The organism is Pedobacter sp. GR22-6, assembly GCF_037402555.1.
Classification (GTDB): domain Bacteria; phylum Bacteroidota; class Bacteroidia; order Sphingobacteriales; family Sphingobacteriaceae; genus Pedobacter.
The window spans coordinates 108328-132001 of record NZ_JBBEUC010000001.1 but is presented as its reverse complement, the minus strand read 5'-3'; the positions used below and the strand labels follow the sequence as shown (position 1 = coordinate 132001).

Annotated in this window: 20 protein-coding genes; 6 read left to right on the top strand and 14 right to left on the bottom strand. The window is 41.6% G+C overall.

Going from position 1 to position 23674, the window contains the following annotated elements:
• The first annotated feature begins 3 nt into the window (after nt 1-3).
• Entirely contained in the window at nt 4-942 is a 939-nt protein-coding gene (locus WAE59_RS00525) for a lysylphosphatidylglycerol synthase transmembrane domain-containing protein (protein WP_337853963.1), read from the top strand.
• Nucleotides 914-2095, top strand: a complete 1182-nt coding sequence (locus tag WAE59_RS00520) for a glycosyltransferase family 4 protein (RefSeq protein ID WP_337853962.1) — start codon at nt 914-916, stop codon at nt 2093-2095. Before WAE59_RS00525 ends, WAE59_RS00520 begins: the two co-directional genes overlap by 29 nt.
• 92 nt (nt 2096-2187) lie before the next feature.
• On the opposite strand, the gene WAE59_RS00515 is transcribed toward WAE59_RS00520, so the two are convergent.
• Nucleotides 2188-2607 (bottom strand): Fic family protein, encoded by a 420-nt coding sequence (locus tag WAE59_RS00515; protein ID WP_337853961.1) that lies wholly within the window; start codon nt 2605-2607, stop codon nt 2188-2190.
• A gap of 349 nt (nt 2608-2956) precedes the next feature.
• On the opposite strand from WAE59_RS00515, the gene WAE59_RS00510 reads away from it, so the two are divergent.
• Nucleotides 2957-3262 carry a helix-turn-helix transcriptional regulator gene (locus tag WAE59_RS00510; RefSeq protein WP_337853960.1) on the top strand — a complete coding sequence of 102 codons (306 nt, stop codon included), beginning with the start codon at nt 2957-2959 and terminating at the stop codon, nt 3260-3262.
• Nucleotides 3263-4159: 897 nt separating this feature from the next.
• On the opposite strand, the gene WAE59_RS00505 is transcribed toward WAE59_RS00510, so the two are convergent.
• Together WAE59_RS00505 and WAE59_RS00500 are read right to left on the bottom strand one after the other, a co-directional pair.
• Nucleotides 4160-4654 carry a hypothetical protein gene (locus WAE59_RS00505; RefSeq protein WP_337853959.1) on the bottom strand — a complete coding sequence of 165 codons (495 nt, stop codon included), beginning with the start codon at nt 4652-4654 and terminating at the stop codon, nt 4160-4162.
• Nucleotides 4655-4736: 82 nt separating this feature from the next.
• Entirely contained in the window at nt 4737-5102 is a 366-nt protein-coding gene (locus tag WAE59_RS00500) for a hypothetical protein (protein WP_337853958.1), read from the bottom strand.
• A 578-nt stretch (nt 5103-5680) separates the two neighbouring features.
• On the opposite strand from WAE59_RS00500, the gene WAE59_RS00495 reads away from it, so the two are divergent.
• Nucleotides 5681-6511 carry a hypothetical protein gene (locus tag WAE59_RS00495; protein ID WP_337853957.1) on the top strand — a complete coding sequence of 277 codons (831 nt, stop codon included), beginning with the start codon at nt 5681-5683 and terminating at the stop codon, nt 6509-6511.
• Nucleotides 6512-6542: 31 nt separating this feature from the next.
• On the opposite strand, the gene WAE59_RS00490 is transcribed toward WAE59_RS00495, so the two are convergent.
• Together WAE59_RS00490 and WAE59_RS00485 are read right to left on the bottom strand one after the other, a co-directional pair.
• The gene (locus WAE59_RS00490) at nt 6543-9209 is read right to left on the bottom strand and encodes a valine--tRNA ligase (protein ID WP_337853956.1); all 2667 of its coding nucleotides are present in this window, start codon (nt 9207-9209) and stop codon (nt 6543-6545) included.
• A gap of 53 nt (nt 9210-9262) precedes the next feature.
• Entirely contained in the window at nt 9263-11419 is a 2157-nt protein-coding gene (locus tag WAE59_RS00485) for a S9 family peptidase (RefSeq protein WP_337853955.1), read from the bottom strand.
• Nucleotides 11420-11492: 73 nt separating this feature from the next.
• Between WAE59_RS00485 and WAE59_RS00480 the strand changes: the two genes are divergently transcribed.
• Complete coding sequence (locus WAE59_RS00480) at nt 11493-12368, top strand: DMT family transporter (protein ID WP_337853954.1); 876 nt, start codon at nt 11493-11495, stop codon at nt 12366-12368.
• A gap of 357 nt (nt 12369-12725) precedes the next feature.
• Here the strand turns inward: WAE59_RS00480 and WAE59_RS00475 are convergent, their stop codons facing one another.
• On the bottom strand, nt 12726-13376 hold the full coding sequence (locus tag WAE59_RS00475) for a TetR/AcrR family transcriptional regulator (RefSeq protein ID WP_337853953.1): 651 nt from the start codon (nt 13374-13376) through the stop codon (nt 12726-12728).
• Between the two features lie 100 nt (nt 13377-13476).
• On the opposite strand from WAE59_RS00475, the gene WAE59_RS00470 reads away from it, so the two are divergent.
• On the top strand, nt 13477-13689 hold the full coding sequence (locus WAE59_RS00470) for a hypothetical protein (protein WP_337853952.1): 213 nt from the start codon (nt 13477-13479) through the stop codon (nt 13687-13689).
• 45 nt (nt 13690-13734) lie between these two features.
• Here WAE59_RS00470 and WAE59_RS00465 read toward each other — a convergent pair whose 3' ends face one another.
• From WAE59_RS00465 to WAE59_RS00430, 8 genes are all read right to left on the bottom strand, one after another.
• Complete coding sequence (locus WAE59_RS00465) at nt 13735-14160, bottom strand: TlpA family protein disulfide reductase (RefSeq protein ID WP_337855349.1); 426 nt, start codon at nt 14158-14160, stop codon at nt 13735-13737.
• Nucleotides 14161-14257: 97 nt separating this feature from the next.
• The gene (locus WAE59_RS00460; protein WP_337853951.1) at nt 14258-15535 is read right to left on the bottom strand and encodes an HlyD family efflux transporter periplasmic adaptor subunit; all 1278 of its coding nucleotides are present in this window, start codon (nt 15533-15535) and stop codon (nt 14258-14260) included.
• Nucleotides 15536-15539: 4 nt separating this feature from the next.
• Nucleotides 15540-17723, bottom strand: coding sequence for a peptidase domain-containing ABC transporter (locus WAE59_RS00455; protein WP_337853950.1), 2184 nt, complete (start codon nt 17721-17723; stop codon nt 15540-15542).
• An 86-nt stretch (nt 17724-17809) separates the two neighbouring features.
• The gene (locus WAE59_RS00450; RefSeq protein WP_337853949.1) at nt 17810-18823 is read right to left on the bottom strand and encodes a hypothetical protein; all 1014 of its coding nucleotides are present in this window, start codon (nt 18821-18823) and stop codon (nt 17810-17812) included.
• A 199-nt stretch (nt 18824-19022) separates the two neighbouring features.
• Nucleotides 19023-19229, bottom strand: a complete 207-nt coding sequence (locus WAE59_RS00445; protein WP_337853948.1) for a hypothetical protein — start codon at nt 19227-19229, stop codon at nt 19023-19025.
• A 159-nt stretch (nt 19230-19388) separates the two neighbouring features.
• Nucleotides 19389-21032, bottom strand: coding sequence for a vitamin K epoxide reductase family protein (locus WAE59_RS00440; RefSeq protein WP_337853947.1), 1644 nt, complete (start codon nt 21030-21032; stop codon nt 19389-19391).
• Nucleotides 21033-21309: 277 nt separating this feature from the next.
• Complete coding sequence (locus tag WAE59_RS00435) at nt 21310-22503, bottom strand: TlpA family protein disulfide reductase (protein ID WP_337853946.1); 1194 nt, start codon at nt 22501-22503, stop codon at nt 21310-21312.
• A gap of 9 nt (nt 22504-22512) precedes the next feature.
• On the bottom strand, nt 22513-23670 hold the full coding sequence (locus WAE59_RS00430; protein WP_337853945.1) for a TlpA disulfide reductase family protein: 1158 nt from the start codon (nt 23668-23670) through the stop codon (nt 22513-22515).
• Nucleotides 23671-23674 lie beyond the last annotated feature (4 nt).

Here is a 23674-nt window from a genome sequence, read left to right as displayed (position 1 = left end):
AAAATGAAGAAAGTCCTGATCATCCTGCTCACGCTCTGCCTTCTGGTATCGCTGTTCTTTTTTATACAGGCTACCGATATGGGCATGGTGCTGGTATTGATCGAAAAGATCAGGTACAAATTCCTCATCCTCCTGCTGATCACTTTTGTCGCTTACCTGATGGCGACCATAAGCTGGCAGTTCACTTTGGGGAAACATTTCCGTAGCATCTCTACTGGCCGGCTATTCCTGATCCGGCATTTAGGCGAAACCGTAGGGATGTTCAACCCTACCAGCATCATCGGCGGCGACGCACTGAAAGCGTTCCTGCTGGAAGATCAGCACATCCCCAAAAAGACAGCATTATGGTCCGTTTTCTTCTCCCGAATGATCCTCATCCTGAGCCAGGTTCTGCTCTTTATCAGCAGCCTGATCGCGCTGTTGATCCAGCATCCCCATTTACAGCAAGCAGGGATGCAGCTGCGACAAGCTGCACTGTATCCACTCCTGCTTAGCAAATGGAAAACACTCCGCTTGAAATGCAGGGAAAGCTTCAAGGAATTGCCCTTGCAGCTCCGGGAAAACAAAAAGATGCTCGTTTTTTCAGCACTCTTTGCCATCCTGCATTGGGTATTTGGCGGACTCGAATTCTATTTCATCCTGAAATTCCTGGGCCTGAAAGTGAGCATGACTGAAGCATTGGTCGTGGATCTCGGCGTGGTGTTGTTCAAATCAGCCGGGGCATTCATCCCCGCACAGATCGGTGTAGAAGAATATGGCAACAAGTTCATGTTGCTGGCCATAGGCATCCCATCCGCCCAGATCTGGATCACGGCTTCTATCCTGCGGAGGGCCAGGCAACTGGTCTGGATCGCCTTCGGGATCCTCATCTACTTTATCCTGTTCCGGAAATCCAAATACCTCAACCCAAGTCATGATGGAAATATTGTTCGTCAGTCATAAATATCCTCCCGCAACCGGGGGCATGGAAAAGCAAAGTTTCGAACTGATCAATGGCATGAAGCCACTTGCTAAAGTCCACACCATCCTCTACGAAGGAAAAGGCAGCCGGATCAGTTTCTTTCTCAGCCTCAACAAGCGCATCCTGCAAACACTAAAAGAAAATCCTGGCATCCAGGTCATCCATTTTAACGACGGACTCATTGCCGCAGCTTCACTAATGCATAAAGGCTATTCGCAAATCAAGCGTACAGCCACACTTCATGGCCTGGATGTGGTATTTCCCGCGCTCCCCTATCAGCGGCTCATTTTCCCTTTGTTCAATCGATTCGACCTACTCTTTGCAGTGAGCAGGGCGACAGCCCAGGCTTGCCGCGACCGCAAAATTGCCGATGAAAAGATCGTCGTGTTAAACAATGGGGTAGATCCCCGGATCGCCTATACGGCGGCTCCCGCAGCGGTCATGCAAATGCTGACCGACAAATATGGAGTATCCGTACAGAGGAGAAAAATTCTACTGGCTATGGGCAGACCCGTGAAGCGTAAAGGCTTCTCCTGGTTCATTAAGAACGTGATGCCCCAGCTGCATCCCGACTTTATACTGCTGCTGATCGGGCCAGTTCAGGACCCAAAAAGTAAAGAAGCGAAACTGTTAAAATTCATTCCCCCCTTCTTGAAACACAAAGCAGAACTCTTCCTGGGTTATCCGAGCGACGAAAGCAACATCGAAAAACTACTGCGTAAAAGCCCCTCAAACAAAGCAGTGCACAGGCTGGGAAAACTTCCGCTCCATGAAATCACTGACATTCTCAGCATTGCTGATGCCTTCATCATGCCCAATATAGAGGTCGAGGGCGATATGGAAGGCTTTGGTCTGGTCTGTCTGGAGGCTGCCATGTGCGGCACCAAAGTATTTGCCTCCGCCAGCGGCGGCATTACCGATGCCATCATCCATGGTAAGAACGGCTATCTCCTACCCCCCGGACATGTCAGTTCCTGGGTCCATCAGCTCAACCTGTTGAGTGCGCAACCAGAATCATTTGCATTAAAACCAGGCGAAATAGCAGCCTTTACTGCATCAAAGTTCAACTGGAAGAAGATGTGCGAGGAATACCTGCAACATTTCCAGCGCCTCCAACAAGCAGCGAAGCAATGAGAAACAGTCCCCTTAGAGCCCATGGATCCATGAAGCATCACCGATCACTCCCCCAAACTTTGGCCATGGCATGCTGTTCCGGATCCATACAGCTATTCAGGTAGCTTTGCCATTGGTTTTCCTTGCATCGCCTCGCTTACCAGATGCGCAATGAATTGTGAGAACCGGTTGATGTCATGTTCTGTGCTTGCCTGCTCTAGCGCTTCCATATATGCCTCTCGTTTTTCAACAGGAACAACCGTCCAAGGATATCCTCCAGAAGCCAGCATTGTATTCATTAAAAATCTCCCGATTCGACCGTTGCCGTCCATATAAGGATGTATAAACACAAAGATGAAATGTCCCATGACCGCACGTACCGATGGTTCTGTTTCCGATTCCAGCAGTTCAAACAATACCGGCATACAATCGCGCATTGCATCTACACCTAAGGGTACATGTTGTGACAACCTGAAAAGCTTGGAAATATCCTCGCGCAGCCATAGCGTCTTTTTGCTTTCGATCTTCTTCATTCTGCTCTGTATTCCAATTCCCGGAGCTCGCCCGCTCAATTAGCTCCGGCGTAACCCTATACCGTTCAATTGATAAAGAATGGTATGCATCGGTCACATAGTTAATGCCGTGCCATTTCTACTTCGTTCTATAATTAGTAAATAAAGTTGTGATAGTTTTAGTAATTATTGATGTGACAAACTTCGCAAATAATGTTGTATTTAATTTAGTATTTGTTGATGTGTCTATTTTAGTATTCAGCAAGCCTGTCTAATCAGCCTATTTGTAGAAAGACCTTTTATACTTGTTTTAGTATATTTGTAATACCATAATGTTAGTAATTATAAAAAAATACATTTAAATACTATCATGATATCACTTATATCGACACCAAAAGCACAAAAGAAAATTGCAGAGAGCGTTCGGGATAGGAGACTATCCATGGAGTTGACCCAGGAGGGCCTTTCTGAACGTTCAGGCGTTCCATTGGCTACTTTAAGGAAATTCGAACAAAAAGGAGTGATCTCCCTCAGCTCTTTCTTGAAACTTTTAATGGTCACCGGCGGACTTGAAGAAATCATCACCATACTAAAACCCTCAAAGCCGAGCTTTAAATCGATAGATGAAGTACTTGAAGACAATAACGGTTCCCGTAAAAGAGGAAATAGAAAATGACAGTGCCCATTACACAATTTAGCGTTGGTTTGGATTTTGGAGATAAAATCTACTCAATCGGCCGTTTAGCCATCCGAAATGGCATCATCTATTTTGAGTATAATGTTTCAGTTTTTTGATGAATCAAAGTGGAGAATGGAACCTTGCCCCTGCATATGACCTTACTTATTCAAATGGGCCGAATGGCGAACAAAGTATGAATTTTGTTTACATAGGAACCGATTAAGGAATGATTATAAAAAAGTATTAATTAAACACAATTGCCGATATTGCTGTATGAATAAAGCTTGCGTTATATTGGTATTGACCCTACTTTGCAATATTAATCTTCTTGGCCAGACGAGGAACCCAAAAGCAAAAGATGCAATCCCCAACAAGTCGAAAACGGTTCGTACTGATACCGACAGCGATTGTATGCTATACAACACTTATAGCCCTAGCCAGAGACTGGTAAAGTATCCTTTTTCTAAGGCATTACAAGTGTTCGCTGTTTCTTTTAAAAGTAATGCAGGACAAAAGACAGATACTACAAACCTTCAGAACGAATATAATAAAAGAGGCCTACAAATAAAAAAAGGAATTTTAGATACAACAACCCTCATTGAAAAGAAGAAGTTGACAATGGATCAAATAGACCATCTCACAGCACTGCTTTATAATATCGACTATAAATATAAGAAACGTAGTCACATCATCGAGACAATGAGCTGCTATGAACCTCGAAACGCTTTAATCTTTTTGGACAAGAATGAACAGGTATTTGATTATTTAGAGATTTGCTTTAGCTGCCTCCGTAGCAATTCACAAAACGATAAGTTCGACATCGGATCGGAATGCACACAAAAGTACGAGTTGATGAGCAATTATTTTAAGAAAATCGGTGTAAATTATGGCACGCTAGGTAGTGATTACCATTTTGAGGAACTGAACGGTATTTACTGCATTCTCATGCGGCAAGATGCATATCTTTAAAGTGAATCTGCCCGAACGCAGTAGGCGAGAACTATTTGATAGATCAGATACCTTCCAGGTATATTTGTTAAAATATCGTTTTATAAAATAGGTGATTTTTTTATCATAGCTGCCGCCTTCCGAATATAACTGTGGTATAATTTTTCCACTCTTAGAAACATAAAATTCATAAATATATTCAGATTTACCTAAATCTTCAACATCGTGATCATAGCTATATCTATCGCTAGTAACTACATTCTTAAGTTTTAGGTAAACACCTCCTAATCCGCTTTTACTTTTAAAATCCGACAGAAAAACATTACTATCAATAAAGATTGGATCTGAAACATCAAAAGTAAACATCGTATTTATCTGACAAATTCCTTTTTGAAGAATTCCAAAAAAAAGAAAAAGTCCCAAAAACACTAGTTTTATCATAACTGTTAATTTTACATCTGAATTAATAAAGATCAGTGAAAACATCTTTATATTTCTCTGATCTTTATTAAATAACTTTCATTTATTTAACCTTGTTCAGCGTAACTGGTGGACTTCCAACTACAGCATTCAATGTTATAGTTCGATCCTGAATTTGACTACCATTTGGCAAAATGTGCAAAAACTTTTCGGTGAACATTCTTGAGAACCAAGGGCCTCGCTGACCACTAGATGGATCAGCATAGTAACGCGGTTGCACTGTCTGCTTTGCAAAAAATAGATTAATTCTTCCTCCTACTAACTTATTCATATTGGAACCAAAATCAATTCCAGCTTGCCCCGCTCCAACGCTACATGCTCCAAATATCAAATTTCCACCATCCGTTAATTTATTAGCTAATGCTTGGAATAAAGCAGCTTTCTTTGCTATTTGCGGATTATCTTCCAATCTACCGTTTTTCCAGCAAAGCAACCAAACATCAGTAGGAAATAATACGACAATGAATCAGTTAAGACAGAAAAGGAAAACCAAACTTTATTTCAAAAAACACAGTTCGGAACACCAAAAACAACTATAAAAATCTGTCAAAAATTAAATTCAATCACTATTACAGGAATTACACCGCAATAGTTCGTTTGTGAATTATTTTATAAATTGTATGAAAAGCTTCCATCCTGTTTGTTAATGCAGCCACCTCGATCGTACTTGCAAATCCCATAAAAACTACAAAATTAAGAGCATCAAAACGCAGCTTCTGGATGACAGTTGCACTTTTTACAAATTCTAATTACTTTTGTCTTAATTAATTCGCAAATCACTTAAAAATCAGATTAGCAGAGTTAAGGTCTTATTAAGGATGCGCTTTGGCTGTCTGCACAGTGAGTCCACGTTGAGTCCACCTTGAGTCCACGTTTTTCTAGAAAAAAGGTGGACTCAATATGATTACAAAATGGATAGATTGTGGATTCAGCCAAAACTCATCCTTAATGATGTTAGAAGACATATAGTAACCAAATAGAAAACAAATGGGAAAATTCGACGGAAAACAAATTACCGGAGTGCTCGGTAATCACGTAATTAAAAAAGCCGCAGGGGGCAAAGGTTCCATCATCCAAATGAAACCAGTAGTGGTCAAGCAAACTGCAGAAACAAAAAAGGCAGCTTCCGTAATGGGAAATGCCAGCACATTATCGGCAGCGATCAGGCGCAACTTAGGCAGATTGTTCGTCAAAAATTATCAGGGAACAATGATCAACCAGTTGAACAAAGCCAATCAAACCATTCTTGGACATTGCTTTAACAAAGATACAGAAACTTACAGCTTCCAGCAAGATAGCTTCCATAACCTGGAAGGTTTTGAGTTCAACACCAAATCGCCCCTGGCTGCATACTTATGGGTTCAGCCTACCATTGCCCTCCAGGGCAGTACCCTCACACTGACGATCCCCGCATTTGAAATCCCGGCTCAGATAAAAATACCTAAAGAAGCCACTGGATTTGCTATGGGCGTACAGATAGGGCAATACGCATTGCATGAAAGTAAAAAGTGGAGAGATAATTATTTCAACCTGGAGATAGCGGACGGACAGACACATGTTCCTGAACAGCAAATTAGTTTTGAGGTGCAGAACGGGTGTCTGTGTGTAGTAGGTCTGGGCATTCAGTATCACAAAGTCTCCAATCAATACAAGACTCCGCTGAATCATAAGGATTTGAATCCTGCTGCTATTGTGGGAACCATTGTTACTCCCGGTGATTTTGTAGAACCGGCACCACTGGTAGTGGGAGGCAGACACAGGGCTCCCGAATGGACGTTAATGGATAAATTGAAATTAAAAAAAGGCCATATCGATTGATATGGCCTCGCTATAAAATTATAAAAAAACCTTATGCTCCTAAAGCTGCAAGGCTTTCTTGTATAATGCTGATCTTAGACTCGGCATCTGCTTTCTTATTTCTTTCGTTCTGAATGATCTCCGGCTTGGCATTCTGTACAAAACGCTCATTGCTGAGTTTCGCGTCTACCGATTTCAGGAAGCCCTGCAGGTAAACCAGATCGGCATTTAAACGTGCGCGCTCTGCATCTACATCGATGCTTTCGTTCAATTGGATGAAAAACTCGTCGTGGCCAACCATAAAGGCCGCAGCGCCTGCGATCTTATCATTGACCAATTCTGCTTCCTTGATATTGGCCAGTTTAAACACAATGTTCAGCCATTTCTCGTAGTCCAGGCCAGAGTTGACCTTAATGGCCAGGGGCAAAGCTTCTTTCGGTGAGATCTGCTTCGTATTTCTCACATTCCTGATCTCAGCAACCAATCCTTTGATGACCTCTACTTCTTTCAGTAAAACGGCATCTGCCGGAGCCACTACCGGATAGGCCGCTACAATACAGCAATCCATTTCCTCAGTATGGCCAAATAATTCATCATGCCACAACTCTTCTGTCAGGAATGGCATAAAAGGATGCAACAGTGTCAATATTTTCTCGAAATAGCCGAGCGTCACTTTCAAAGTCTCTGCATCGACCGGGTGTTGGTATTCAGGCTTCACCATTTCCAGGTACCAGGCGCAGAAATCGTCCCAGACCAATTTATAACAAGTCATCAGGGCTTCTGACAAACGGTACTGCCGGAAGTTGTCTTCAATCTCAGCCAATGCATCATTAAAGCGGTTCTCAAACCACAGGATCGCCTGCTGATTTGGATTCTCCAGTTCTTCGCTGACTTCCCATCCTTTTACCAGACGGAAGGCATTCCAGATCTTATTGGCGAAATTACGGCCTTGTTCACAATAGCTTTCGTCAAACATCAGGTCGTTGCCGGCTGGCGAGCACAGCAGCATACCTACACGTACACCATCCGCGCCATATTTCTCGATCAATCCGATCGGGTCAGGCGAATTGCCAAGGGATTTAGACATTTTACGGCCCATTTTATCCCTTACAATTCCGGTCAGGTATACGTTGGTAAAAGGCTTTTGGCCCCTGAATTCGTGGCCTGCCATGATCATCCTGGCTACCCAGAAGAACATGATCTCCGGCGCAGTGACCAGGTCATTCGTCGGATAGTAATAGTTGATATCCTTATTATCGGGATCCTTAAATCCATCGAACACCGAGATCGGCCACAACCATGAAGAGAACCAGGTATCCATCACATCAGGGTCCTGGTTGACGAATGGTGCCAACTGGTGTTTGAAACCTGCGGCTTCCTCGGCTGTAAATACGCCGTCGATGTCTTTTTGTTTCAGGAACTCGTCCAAAGCTTCTTCCTTGGTTTTGGCAACTACCCAATTGCCTTTATCGTCGAACCATGCCGGGATTTGCTGACCCCACCACAGTTGCCTGCTGATGTTCCAGTCGCGCACATTTTCCATCCAGTGGCGGTAGGTGTTCAAAAATTTCTCCGGGATCAGTTTCACGTCGCCGTTCAGTACATCTTCCAGTGCAGGCTTAGCCATCTCGTCCATTTTGCAGAACCATTGCATAGAAAGCTTGGGCTCTATAGCCGCATTGGTACGCTCAGAAAAACCTACCTGAGATTTGTAATCTTCTACTTTCTCCAGGTGTCCGGCTTCATCCAGCAATACCGCAATCTTCTTGCGGGCAACAAAACGGTCTTCACCAACCAGCACGACGGCCAGTTCGTTCAAAGTACCGTCGTCATTCAGGATATCGATGATGGGCAGTTTGTGCCGCTGACCCAGCTCATAATCGTTCAGGTCATGCGCAGGTGTTACTTTCAAACAGCCTGTACCGAAGTCCATGGTTACGTAATCATCTTCGATCACCGGAATCTCCCTGTTGATCAAAGGCACAAATACAGTTTTACCTTTCAGGTGGGTATAACGCTCATCATTCGGGTTTACGCAGATGGCGGCATCGGCCATGATCGTCTCCGGACGCGTAGTCGCTATGGTCAGGAAGTCACCACTTCCTGCAACGGTGTATTTGATGTAGTATAATTTCTGGTTGACTTCCTTACGGATGACCTCTTCATCTGATACAGCGGTCTTTCCTGCCGGATCCCAGTTGACCATCCTTACACCACGGTAGATCCTGCCTTTTTTATACAGGTGGATGAAACTGTCGATCACGGCATCTGAAAGGTCATCTTCCATGGTGAAACGCGTACGCTCCCAATCACAGGATGCGCCCAGTTTTTTCAACTGTTCCAGGATGATGCCTCCGTACTTTTCTTTCCATTCCCAGGCATATTTCAGGAATTCTTCCCTGCTCAGGTCTTTTTTGCTGATGCCGCGCTCGGCCAGCATTGCCACCACTTTAGCCTCTGTCGCAATGGATGCATGGTCTGTACCGGGTACCCAGCAGGCATTTTTGCCCTGCATGCGCGCCCTGCGGATCAGCACATCCTGAATCGTGTTGTTTAGCATGTGGCCCATGTGCAGCACCCCGGTCACATTTGGTGGGGGGATCACAATGGTATAGGGCTCACGCTCGTCGGGTTCAGAGTGGAAAAAGTTTTTGGACATCCAGTAGCTGTACCATTTGTCTTCGGTTGCTGCCGGATCGTATTTAGTGGAAATGCTCATTATTTGAATAAAATATCAGATTTTGCTGTAAAAATAAGAATAAATGGACGCAATTACTTCAAATTCTGCATAAAGTAATCCGTCACCTTCTGGTACAAATGCACCCGGTCCTTGCCGGTCACATTGTGCTCATGTCCAGGGTAGATCATGTAATCGACCTGTACACCTTTATCGACGGCATGTTTCACAAAATCTACAGAATGCTGCTGTACCACTACAGGGTCTTGCTGACCATGGATCAGCAATAGCTTTCCTTTCAGTTGATCTACCCTATCGCTCAGGTAAGTAGCCGCATAGCCTTCAGGATTTTCCTGTGGGGTGTCCATATAACGCTCGGTATACATCACTTCGTAAAAAGCCCAGTTGATCACCGGTCCACCCGCTACTGCAGCTTTAAATACACCAGGATGCGTCAGCATAAAATCTGTAGTGGCAAAACCACCGAAGCTCCAGCCAAAAAGGCCCATATTTTCTGCATCTACATAAGGCTGACTTTTCAAATAATCCACTGCGCTCATCATGTCTTCCATTTGTACCTCGCCGGCCCGTCTGAACATCGATTGCTCAAAGGCCTTGCCCCTATTGTCGCTACCCCTTACATCTACGGTAAGCACTACATAACCACGCTCCGCCATGTACCTGAACCAGTAATCGCCTGCTCCGGCATTCCAGCTGTTGGTGATCAGCTGGGCATGCGGACCGCCATACCAGTACACGACCACAGGATATTTTTTACCAGCTTCGTAGCCTACAGGTTTATACAGACTGGCATACAAATCGTCACCAGACTTACTTTTGATCTTCAATATGCTGGAGTTCTCTGTGGCATAGGCCGAAAGCGGGTTTGCCGCTTTCAGCAGCACTTTAGCGGCTGCAGGTGCAGCGGTAGAGAACAGCTGGATCAGCCTTGGCTGTTCAGGACTACTAAAATTGTCGATCACCGAAAGTCCGGAGCTGCTGACCTGTGCATTGTGCACTGCAAAACCCTGGGTAATCCTGCGGCTTTTGCCCGATTTCGGGTTCAGTGCATACAGGTTCCTGGTGATGGGCGATTCCTCTGTCGACACGTAAAACAGCTGTTCGCCTTTGGCATCAAAACCCTTTACTTCCAAGACTTCCCAGGCACCTTTGGTCAGTTGTTTGATGAGCTTCCCGTTTACACCATACAGGTACAGATGGTTCCAGCCGTCGCGGTTGCTCTGCCAGATGAATTTAGAAGGATCGTTCTTTAAAAACAGCATGGGTACCAGGGGTTCTGTATATTTCTCGTCCTTTTCTTCAAAGAGTGTCTTCACAAACTCGCCGCTGGCCGCATCAAACTGGTTCAGTTTCATGTGGTTTTGTTCGCGGTTCAGCATGGCTACATAGATGTATTTATCGTCAGGGCTCCAGGCGATGTTCGTCAGGTATTGCTCTACCGGTTCTCCGGTTTTCAGGTATACCGTCTTTTTAGTAGCGGTATTGAGCACACCGATGGTCACCTGGTGGCTTTTGTCACCGGCCATCGGATATTTAATGTTGACGTTCTTTGCCGGTCTGCTGGTCCAGTCGATGATCGGATAGTCCGTCACCATGCTCTGGTCCATGCGGTAGAAGGCCAGCTGAGTACCCGAATTGCTCCAGAAAGTACCTTTAGAAATGCCAAACTCATCGCGGTGTACCGAAGAGGCGTAAACAATGTCTTTGCTGCCATCGCTGGTTACCTGGGTAACATCAGCGCCTTTGGCTACGAACAGGTTGAAATTTTCCAGGTAGGCTGTGAAGCCTGCGTTGCCGGATTCCACGTTCTCTTTGGCAGCCAGTTGCTGATCCATCAGGAGTTGCGAGGTATTTTTTACCGGATCCAGTGCATATTTGCTTCCGTTAAGGTATATGATCCAGTCCTTGCCCTGGTTGAACTGTACCATGGGCATCATTTTAGCTGCATCCAGACCAGCGGCTTTCAACTTTTCGTTGAGTTGCTCCAGGGATAAAAATGAGCTTTCTTCTTTGCTTTTCAAATTGCCACTGAACCACACAGGAACATTTCCCACGCGCTTGGCATATACATAGTTTTCGGTTCCGTAGATAAACTGGAGCTGGGAAAGGTTTTCCGGCGCCAGTGATGTGCGGGCATTGCTCATCGCATCCTGCATGCTCAGTTGCTTTTGCTGCGCCCTGCCGATGACGACAAAGGCCGACAAAGCGATACATAAAATCAGTTTCTTCATGATCATTTAGTTGTGCGGCAAACTTAGATAAAATGTAGCAAAAACACACGCTTTCTGCCTTACCTTTGGGGCAATGAAAACGATCCTTGCCGGCCTGGTCTTTGCCATGCTATGGGCCTCAGCCTCTGTAGCCACCAAATTTGGCATTCTGTCTGCACCACCGCTGATATTGGCGAACCTGCGCTTCTTTATCGCAGGCATTGTGCTGTTGATCTATGGCTATGGATTGAGCAAACAGAAATATGGCTGGCCCAGCAGGGAAGAGTGGAAAAAGCTGAGCATTTTTGGATTTTTAAACACCACGGCTTACCTCGGCTTATACGTCTATGCGATGAAGTATACCGCTGCGGGCATTGGCAGCCTATCGACCTCTACCAATCCTTTGCTGATTGTTTTGCTTTCCTCCTGGCTGATGGGCCGCAAAGCTTCAACAGCTGAGATTTGGAGCATACTGATCGGCATGACCGGCATCGGCATTGCCAGTTATCCACTAATCAAAGGCAGCAGCAGTTCGGTGCTGGGACTCTGCATCCTCATGCTGAGTATGGTCACGGTTTCTTTCGCCAGTGTGTATTATGCGCAGGTAAAATGGAAAATGCCCAACATCCTGATCAATGGCTGGCAAGTGAGCCTTGGCGGCATCTTCCTCGTACCTGTGACTTTAGTGATGAGTGACTTTGCAGCAGTCCAGGTTGACGACAGGCTCATCTATGCTACACTTTGGCTCAGTCTGGCGGTTTCGGTAATTGGACTGATCTGCTGGTTTTACCTGCTGAAGATCGATACGATCAAAGCCTCACTTTGGCTGTTCCTATGTCCCGTGTTTGGTTTCTTTTATGCCTGGTGGTTATTGGACGAAGCCATTACCGTGTATACAGTAGTCGGTACGCTTTTCGTGATCTCGGGACTGTACCTGGGCCAGCGACAAAAATTCCGAAAGGCTTCATAAACATAAATTACCACATGACACAATAAATAATGTTAAAATATGTTAAATACATACTAACTAACAGTCATGAAAACGATACGTGTTTTTTCTTTCACCAACAACATACTCAGAAAACTGGGCATTGCCAAGTTATATTATTGGTTTAACAAATAAAAAAGGTGATAAACCTAAAAATATGTTAAAAAAATAATATGTCACCACTTGGCAATATTTTACGTCTTATTTTTAGGAAAGTTTTTACTCTACCTGCTTTTGCAGAACTACTGGATTGGATAACACCAGTATAAGGAATTGATTAGTACGCTCAAAATAAGAAAGAGGGTGTCGTCAGCCTATTTGGCACCCTCAATCTTTAACTTATTGTCCGATCTGTTGATAAGCTAAATCCACTATACCATCTAATGCATCAAGCAGCCTGTTCAAATCTCCGGGGTTATTGATATCTATTCCGCAGAAAGGACTCCCATTGGCCTTGGCCTGAAGAATGATAAAAATGATTCCCGAAACCTGGAGCGCCAGGGTAGCGCGGATGTCGACTTTAGTGTCTTCGAAATAAGGCTCGATGAGTTTAAACACTTCATTTCCAAACTCCTCTCGTTTCGCCGAAATCTGTTTTAAAAATTTATTCTTTTCACTCAATTCCCAGATGATGATTCGCTGCATTTCCAGGTCGGTCAGGAAGTAATTGAAATGCGCGCGCAGTACGGCTTTAATGAGGGGTTTACCTTTTTCTATCTGTGCCCCAGCCACAATCTCGTCCATATTTGCAGAGAGACCGATCCAGTAATCTTTAGTTTTGATATAAGTTTCAATGAGGTTGTTGACGCTATTGAAATAACGATAAATTAACTTTTTATCCACTTCAGCTTTTTTGGCGATGCGATTGACGCCAAGTGCGGTGTATCCCTCCGTTTTGATGATCTCCCCTACTGCATGAATTAATTTAAGTATAGTCCTTTCCTTATCCCGGATTTCTCCGGAAACTCTTTTTCTTGATGTAGCGTTCATTAATTTTAAAATTAGTAAATATCTTGCATATGTCACCACTTTTTAAACTTTGACGATTTATATTTGACCAAATCTGTTATAAAATCATCCTGCTAATCCTATGAATTCAGTGCCAGAACCAGCCGAATGCTTAAAATCGATTTCCATTTCAACGTTAGTTGCAGGAGATATCCTTGTGAACCTGGGTAATGTGTTAGAAATTTCCGAAGAAGCGGAGGCCTATTGCCTGGTCATTGAGCGTATGCAGGAAAGGCAAGTGTGGCGGTTCAGGAAAGATGAAGAACTTTTCATCAAGCGCGGGGGAGCGTATTAAAAAAAGGTTTCGCCCGAAATTAATCAGACGAAACCCGGGAGCGTATTATATCTTATCTTTAAATATAGCCTCTAACTGTGATTTCGTTTTAGGGCTAAAACCAGTGTATTTCTCCACAATCTTTCCCTCTCTGTCAATCAGATACAAGGTTGGAATTCCTATAATCATAAAGTCTGCCAAGGTTTTGTTTTTATCGGGGCTGAGTACCTGAGTCCAGGGCATTTGTTCTTCCTCCATGGCTTTCCTCCAGGCGGCTTTATCGGTATCTACTGATACGCTCAGCACTTCAAAACCCTTATCCTTGTATGCACTATACAATTCTTTGATCTCTGGTATCGCTTTTCTACAAGGCCCGCACCAGCTTGCCCAAAAATCTACTAAAACATATTTCCCAGCATAGGATTTGATGTCCACTTTATTTCCCTGTGGATCATCATACACAATTTGGGGAATTTTACTCCCATTTTTCAACGAGTTACGGAGTGCCAACTGAGAGAGGAACTCTTTCTTGGTGTAATATTGTACACTTCAACCGATTATACTCATAATGCCCAGCACGACTCGGTCTTTATAGCTTCAAAGATTTCGTCAGATTTTTTAATATTCGATAAAAAATAGACTTGTCTTCAGTTATAATTTCAGCTTCCGCATGAATACCTGGTTTAAGCTTAATTATTGAATCCTGCGCACACCTTATAATTTTCACCTTTGAATAAAAAACTGAATCCTGCAAAGCAATGTCAGAGATATAACTAACTTTACCATCTAAATAACCATATTCCTGATATGGATAACTTTGAACCTTGATTAATACTCGCTGGCCTAAATGGACTTTAGAAGAGCTTTGCTGATGTATTAACATTTCACCGTAAAATTCTTCATCCAAACCGTAACTATAGAACAGCTCTTGCCCATTTTGTATTAATTGACCTTCCTGCAGAAATGCCCCATAAATCAGCTTCCCTCTAGACCCACTAGATACAACGTATGTTTTTTTCCAGCTTTCCGCAATGCTGATAAAGCTGTTCAGCGCTTGCAAGAATTTTTTTGATTCTTCAAGCATTTGATTTTCGACCTCCGATAGTTCTTTTGTCTTCAACAACACGCTACTTCTATTCGCTATTAAACTAATTTCCATTTGTGGAATGGTTTGACGCTTGGCTAGTAAGGATGCTTCTTTAACCTGTAGCTCCATCTGACTTAGCACCTTTTTATCAGCTAATATTTTATATTTTTCATACTCTTCCTCAGCTAAGGCAAGTTCCTTTTTCTGTAAATTAAACGTTTCATTAATATATATGGCTTGAGCATCCGTATTTGCAAGCTCTTCTACCAGAACAGCCCTCCTTTTACTATATACACCTTCCTTTTCTGTAGCTTTAGAATTTAAATATGAAATATAAAAACTCTCATAATCACTCTGTATTTCTCCCAGATTCACACTTTGAGGAGGAACCACATCCTCAATGTCAAGAAAAATACTATTTCTAGCACGAATTGTCTTTAATTTCATTAGCAGTGCTAAAACTTGTCTATGATCAGCAGTACTTTCAATATAGGCGAGATCATCTCCAGGATTAACCCAAGAACCTTCTTTGACCAATAGTTTGACAAGATATCCTGCAGTGCGGCTAACAATAACTTTAGGGCCATTTTCTGTAGTGAGTTTCATATTTGCTTGCACAATTTCGGGATATCGTATGAAAACTGACAATCCAATTATAATGATGATGACTAGAAACACGATAGATATCCCCCTTTCTAATAACCATGACGGCGGTTTGGAAATTACATCTTGTAACTCCTCTGAATGTATTTCTTCTTCTATATTATCAATCTTCGCCATGCCTTTAATTACCTAATTCCAATTGGTTTCGAACCAATTCAAAATAATGACCTCTGTTTTTGGTCAATTCATCGTGAGTACCCTGTTCTACTACTACTCCTTTGTCCAATACGACTATATTATCTGCATGCTTGACTGTACTTAGTCTATGGGCGACAACAATTACAGTTTTATTTTGGAAAAACCGAGCTAGGTTCTCAATAATGATCTTTTCATTATTTGCATCTAATGACGCTGTGGCTTCATCTAGAAGAATGAAGGCAGGCTCTTTATAAACAGCACGCGCAATCATAAGGCGTTGTCGCTGTCCCTGACTGACACCCCTCCCTGCTGTACCTACTTTTGTTGCTAGTCCGAAGGGCTGCTCATCAATAAAATCTCTCAAATTAGCAACTTCAATTGCAGTTTGAAGTTTTACTTCGTCTGTAAACTCTTCGTTAATTGCTATGTTTTTTTCAATAGTATCGGCATAAATATAGGTATCCTGCAATACTGAACTGCAATTCTCTCTCCACATAGAGAAGGAATACTGTTCAAGCTTCCTACCTCCGACTAGAATCTCGCCATCTTCATAGTCGTAGAAACGAAGTAAGAGTTTCAGCATGGTTGTCTTACCACTACCACTCATTCCCACTATAGCAGTTGTTCTTCCCTCGGGAAATGTTAAATTTAGCTTATTAAAAATAGGTTCGTTACCAGCGCCAAAGTAGCGAAACGTAAGATTTCTGATCTCAATGGTCCTGTCTATAGGTAATACATTAGTGTATTGATTCCTTACATCTTCTTCCTCCTTAGCTTCATAAATCTCATTCAAACGCTCTAAGCTGATTTTGGCATCCTGATAGGATTGCATAAACATCAGTAACGTTTCAACCGGATTACTCACCATACCTACGATATATTGTATCGCGATCATACCGCCTAAAGTTATCTCGTTATCTATTACAGATCTCGCAGAAACATAAGTAATCAAAATACTCTGAACTTGGTTAATTGCCATAGAACCTGCAGATTGATACTGTGTTAGCGCTAAACTCTTAACTTTGAATTTAAATAATCTTGTTTGAAGAGCCTCCCATTTCCATCTTTTCTGCTTCTGGGCATTATTGAGCTTAATATCCTTAATACTTTGAATCATTTCAACCATATAGGTTTGATTCTCTGAAGATATCTGAAACCGCTTATGATCTAAATTTTTCCGGGACTTCATAAAGGCCCAAATCCAAATAGTATAAAGAACAGTAGACCCAAAGAATATAAGAAATATAATATAATTATAAATGACCAATAGGGAACCGAAAACAATCAAATTAATTAAGGAGAATGCTGTATTTAGCGTATTACTTGTGAGAAAAGCCTCTATTCGTTGCTGATCTGTCATTCGTTGCATGAGGTCACCATGTGTTTTGAGGTCAAAAAATTCCATGGGTAGCTTCATCATCTTGATGATCAAATCGGTTAGAATTGATATATTTACTCTGGTACTTATATTCAGCATTATCCAAGATCTAACAAATGATACTGACGTTCCACCTACAAATAGCATCAACTGAGCAATGAGAATAAGGTTAATAAAACCAATATTTTTTGTATTAATGCCAATATCTACTACTGACTGAGTCAAAAAAGGCGTAACTAACTGAAGCACTGTACCTAATAACATACCTAGTATCAGCTGGACGAAAAGCCGCTTATATTTGTAAAAATAAGAGAATATCTTTCCCCATCTTAAACCAGGTTCAGTTTCTTCGATTGGATAATAGAAATCCGGACCGGGGCTCAATAACAAAGAGAGTCCAGCACGACAATCTTTCGAAGAAAACCAATTTCCCGAAAACTCTTCCAATTTATAAGACACCAACCCAGAAGATGGGTCAGAGACATAGTATCGACCTTTACTAATCTTATACAATACGACAAAATGATTTTGTTTCCAATGTAGAATACATGGCAGTTCAATAGTATTCAGAATTTCTAGAGTAAGCCTAACTCCATAAGTTCTAAATCCAATTTTTTCTGCTGCCTCAGAAATACCCAATAAATTTACTCCACTTTTTGTTGTCTGACATAGTTTACGGATTTTATGGATGGAAACCAATCGACCATAGTACTTTATAATCATACGAAGACAGGTGGCACCACAATCCATATGATCAATTTGTGTATAGTGAGGAAAATTGCGCGTCATATAGATGAATAATAAATATGCTTTTTTTGAGGTGATAGAAAAAAATATAAATTTATTTTAGTTAAACTTGATGCCGAGCAAATAGGCTAATGCATCATTAGGTTTTTAATATCAAGGAGAAGGTCATTCTTGTTTGTTTTGTTTTTTAATGCATCGAGAATAAATGGATTAGTGATTTTTTCCACTTCTGATTGGATTTGCAACAAAAAATCTTCTTTTAATCTGGAAGAATAGGCTTGCATCAAAAAACAAAGTAAATACTCTCTGACAAAGTTGTTCGGATAACTCTTAATATAAAAAAATAGCTTAGAAAGTTGCATGTCGTCTTTAACGCCTGCAAACTTGGTTTTCTCTAAGTGTACGAAAAACATCGATATTGCCCCTTCAATATTTGGAGAATAAATTGTATCTACAAATAAGAAATTTCTCGATTTAAAGTCGTGTTCAATCTTTCTTGCAAAATCATTTGCTTGTATTTTATTTTGCGCCTGTAACCGATCTTCATACTCAACCTTCGTGAACATATTCCATGTAAACAAGTCTAGTTCCATTTGCCTAATAATATTCCTATTGTAATTACGAGCAACTAGAACAGAATCTACATATTTCCAAGATAACTCATCATATCTATTAAGATCATCATAAAACGAAATGCTTCCTTTAAAGTATTTAGGACTTGTAAAATTTGGGTAGTTAGTATTTATAGAAGATCTACGCTCTTTTGAATCCAGTAGCATAACCGGAGCATACGTATAATTCATTAAATTATCTCCACTTGCAGTGATTGTATCTCTTTCCATTCCCGGCTCGGAAATTCGTGCGAAATTTAATTGTACCTTATCGCCCGGTGTAATATATATTGGGTTCTCATTTAAGTATAGAATTTTTGGCTTTTTACCTCGGTAAACCAATTTATAATTTTGATTATCTATTTTTGTCAATTCATAATTTGCAGGCCTCTTTATAATAGACCTATCCTTGACAAAAAGCGGCCCTACTTCTTTATAAATCGATATAATTGCAACTTCCTGATGCATTCGAATACATGCATTCGCACAAATATTAAATCCAACAAAAAAAAACACTAATAATAGTTTCATCTTTATCACCCATATTAAAGCTTTAAATAAACAAAATACCTAATGTGACAATCAAAAACTCATAAATTTCATCGTGTCACACTAGGTAAAAACAGAGTATCACATTAACACCAAAAGCTACCGTTGACCAAATTTATACAGGCATTATGTCGACCGCTGCTCTGACTCGGGGGAAGTGTATTGCAATTTCCGCCGGTAGCTATACCACCTCCAATGCAGTGGATAACTCCACCAACAGGAGCACAATAGGCAGGACAAGGATCGCCATTATCACCACCTGGAGTACCATATATTGCTTCTTGTGGCAAGCAACCATATTGTCCAGGTCCATCATCAATAAGCGGAACCTTAACGAACCCTGCTGCACAATCCACGTCACCTCCGTAAACTTGTTTAAGTTCAGCACGAGAGAGAATTACAGCGCCTGAATTTGGCAAATCCTTAAAAGAAATTTTTTTCATTTTTTTTTATTTAGATTAAAATATATGCCATTCACTTCTCCGAATGGCGTTGGAGTTTTCTTAACGAAGGGAGCGCAACTTTAATAAAATTTACATTGAATTATTTAGCCAAAAAAATGTTTTAGTTCGGACACACTGTAATTGTCAGGCAGTTCATTACCATCAACATATATCGTTGGCGTTGCTCTTATCTTCATTTGATTACACCAATTATTCATGTCCTGTATCTTTGCTAATTGATGTTTTAGTTCATCATTTATTGGGTATTTCTCAGCAAAGGTTTTATAATCCTTTTTGGATGATCGATACCAGTCATCTAAAGCCTGTTTAAATATCACACTTCCAAAAACTTGCTGAATCGCTAGCAGATGCGCTACTGGAGCTGTTCTTATATCATCTTCTTCACCAGAAGCAGTAAAGATAATTCTTACACGTAGGTCGGGATTACTAGTTACAAGTCCCTCTAATTCCGGATGAACCTTAGAGCAGGGGCTACAGTAAGGATTGCAAACCTTGACAATTTCATTTCGACCATTTCTATTACCGATTATTACACCTATTCCATCCGTTGAAACCCTAATTTTCTCACTGTTATTTAACTGAGCCAAAAACACTTCTGGCTTATATTTGAGATTTTGCCATTTCCTCAGATATACTTTACTGTCGTTTGCTGCCTTAGCTAATGGAAGAGCTCTTTGAACTACGAAAAGTATAGATAAGCCTACAAATGATATTATAACAACACTGTATACTGAGATGTCCGAGATTGCATATGAATGACTATAAAGAAATATAACTGATATAGAAGCATCTATCCCCAAAATGACTTGAATCACGATACACAACACACACCATTGCTTTACAAGTTTTTTTTGATAAAATATGGAGAACAAAATATATGGACTGATTGAGATAGAAGCCAAAGACCAAAACGACACGTAAATAAAACTTGCAGGGAACAAAACCTGAGTTATAAAAAATGTCGCGAAAAAGGCAAATCCCCATATAGACCAACTGACACCCAAAAAAGAGGATGCCGGCGAAGCGAGAACCGCACTACAACTCAATTTGGATTTATTTCCACCACAAACTTCCTTGAGGAAAGGATTATGAGAATCAATTTCGTACCATAACAACATCGAGCTAACTATCACGCCGGAAAACGAAGTTAGAATGAATGCCACACCGTACAAAGATGTGCTGCTAGACGGCTGAAGAGTTATCGCTACAATGGACATCATAATAGTAGCGAGAGCGATAAAAAACAGAATTCCTTTTGATATTTTTTTATGAGTCTCGGCCTTTCGATTTTTCAGGACATCAATCTCGTCCTTGGCATTTGATGAATCGATCAGCAATACTATATCTTTGTCCATTTTCTCAAATTCTGCAAATGAAGTGATCGAGAATTCGTTAGTTATGGGATCCAGAAACTCTATCTTATCAGAACTAGCTAAATTAACAACCGTATGAAGTGGTCTTGGCCAACCTTCTTTTTGAATTGAGCATATGAATGGGGTTTCAAACTCATCGTAGTTGTATTTGCCTTTTCTGATTGCAGCTGACTCAATACCATACTCAAAAAGTGTGTCTTTCAAAGATAGGAGGGATGGATATTCGACATGCTCCACCAGTTGTTCTTTAAGAGCAGTTTCAGTGAATTTTAACTTTAGTTCAGTAAATAAATATTTACAAACGTTAAAAAGGTCATTTTTAGGTTTATCGAAAATAGACGAGAGTGTAATCATTATAATCCGGGAGCTAAGATTTTTTTAAAAATAAAAAAACAAAATGGAATTCTAACAAAATATTTTTAAAAAATATTGACACTAAAGAGTCAGTCACCAACCATTTTTTGAACTTCAATTATATTCTTCAAATTAAAACTATTCGAATATCTAAAGGGTCTTGTTCGTCAGTAATTTAATTGGCAAAAAATAATTAAACATATAGAGCAAACCAGTAACGTTTAAAACACTACAAATAGGTTTCGCCCGAACGAATCAGACGAAACCATGGAGCGTGTTATATTTTTTCTTTGAATATGGCCTCAAGCTGTGATTTAGTTTTGGGACTAAAGCCGGTATATTTATCTATAATCTTTCCCTCTCTATCAATCAGATACAAAGTCGGAATACCAGTAATCATAAAGTCTGCCAAGGTTTTGTTTTTATCAGGGCTGATGACCTGCGCCCATGGCATTTGCTCTTCATCCATCGCTTTACGCCATGCAGCATTGTCGGTATCTACAGACACACTCAGCACATCAAAGCCCTTGTTTTTGTAAGCAGCATACAGTTCTTTAATCTCTGGTATCGCTTTTCTACAAGGCCCGCACCAACTTGCCCAAAAATCGATAAGCACATACTTGCCTTTGTAAGAGGTGATATCGATCTTTGTTCCCTCCGGAGTACTGTAAACAATTTGGGGAATTATACTTCCTTTTTTTAACGAATTGCGGAGTGCCAGTTGAGATAGGAATTCCTTTTTAAGTTGTTTGGCTTCCTCCAGGTTGGGAAACCTGGTGATCAATTTCTCCAGTTCAGCAGAAAAGAAGGCACTTTCTTTATCTACCGGAAGTTGTGCCAGGAGGTATACCACTGCAGGATTAGCCGCATTGGTATTGATCAACTGTTTTAATTTTTGCAATTCGAAATCAGCCTTGCGCCTGATTAAACCTTTCGATCTCAAAAAGCTGGCCCAGGTAGTATCCTTACGTGCGTACTGTTGGGCAGCTATGCTCTCCGCAGCAAGGACCTCATACTCCTGATCTGCGATGTACCGGTTATAGTCGGCAAGTCCAATCAATTGTGTTCCTGCAGATTTACTGCTGACAGACACATAACCGGAATTTTTGACTTTCACACCGGAGGTGTCGTAGCCTCTGGCAGATATATTGACATCATGATCAGACCAAAAGGAAACGCTTTGCCATTTTATGATATCCAGTGAATAAATGCCCGATACCGGCGATTTCGTAGTCATACTGAAACTACCGTCAGCGTTTAATCTTACGGAATCTACAGCTTTACGGTCTTTGCCCAATCCTTTATACAGCCATACCATGTTGTATTTCTTGAAAATCTCAGGGTTCTGAAAAGCTACTTTTCCCGTAATTTGGATTCCTTTTTTCTGTTGTGCTTCTGCAGGGCTCCAGTTGCTGAGTAAACAAATGAACAGGCCTGCTAACAGGCCTTTCATTGATGTATTTGTGTTCATCCTTAGTGCTTAGTTTTTAAAAATGGATTTCAGCTTTTCATCAAGTTCCTTACCTCCGGCCCCTAACCAACGGGCTACGATCTTGCCTTCTTTATCGAGCAAAATCTGTGTAGGATAACCTTCGATGCTATACAGTTGCACTACATCTTGTTTCATGGCCACTTCATTGTTGATCACGTTGGTCCAGGTCAGTCCATCCTTCTCTACCGCCTCTTTCCACACTTTCTCAGCCTGCGCTTGTCCGCTTACTTTCTCGCTGGATATACCCAGAATCTCAAATCCTTTAGCCGAATACTGACTGTACAACTCTTTTAAATGTGGATTGGCAGCACGGCAAGGTCCGCACCAGCTTCCCCAGAAGTCCAGCAGCACATATTTGCCTTTAAATTGCGACAGACTTACAGGCTTACCATTGATGTCAAGCTTTGTAAAATCCGGAGCTGGTCCGCCAGCCTGAATGGTTTTCAGGGAAGCGATCTTTTCAACGATACCTTTTGCATAACGGGTATTTTTGTAGGTGGAAGCCAGGCCATTGTAGGCAGTTTCCAGTTCAGCCGCAGAATATTCCCTGGAGGCAGTAGACAGGTAATATAAACTAGCGAAAGCTTCAGGATGCTCTTTAATGAACTTCTTTCTGGATTCCGCGAGTGCTTTTCTGTTTTCCAGCATTTTAGGGCCAATCTCATTCATTGCATCTTTGATCCCCATCACCCTGCTCTCTACCATTTGTTTTTGCAGGTCACTCATCTGCTTCATCAATGGCTCTTGTGCCTTACGGAAAGCGGTAAAGCTATCGTTTAGCGGATCGCCGGTTACGGAAGCCAGGTTGAGCGTCATGGCTGTTCCGCTGATGGTCAGGTTTACACCTTTGCTCAGCACAATATCTAATGGAAGCGCTGGCTGGTACATGCCGGTTTTACCCCCACCGAGGTAAAGGTTGCGGTCTACACCAGTATTGAGGGAGGTGACGAAAGGTTCGTCGCCAGCAGTGCCACTAAGCTCGAAAGCATCGCCTTTGGCCTCCACAGTTATCGGGCCGTCTACTCCTCTCAGAATGATTTTTTCATTCCCCTGCCCTTTTAAATTTCCTTTGATGGTAAAGTTCTGTGCCTGCGCGGCAATGAAGCCCCCAAGCAATACCATGGTTAATGTGATTTTCTGTTTCATTTTG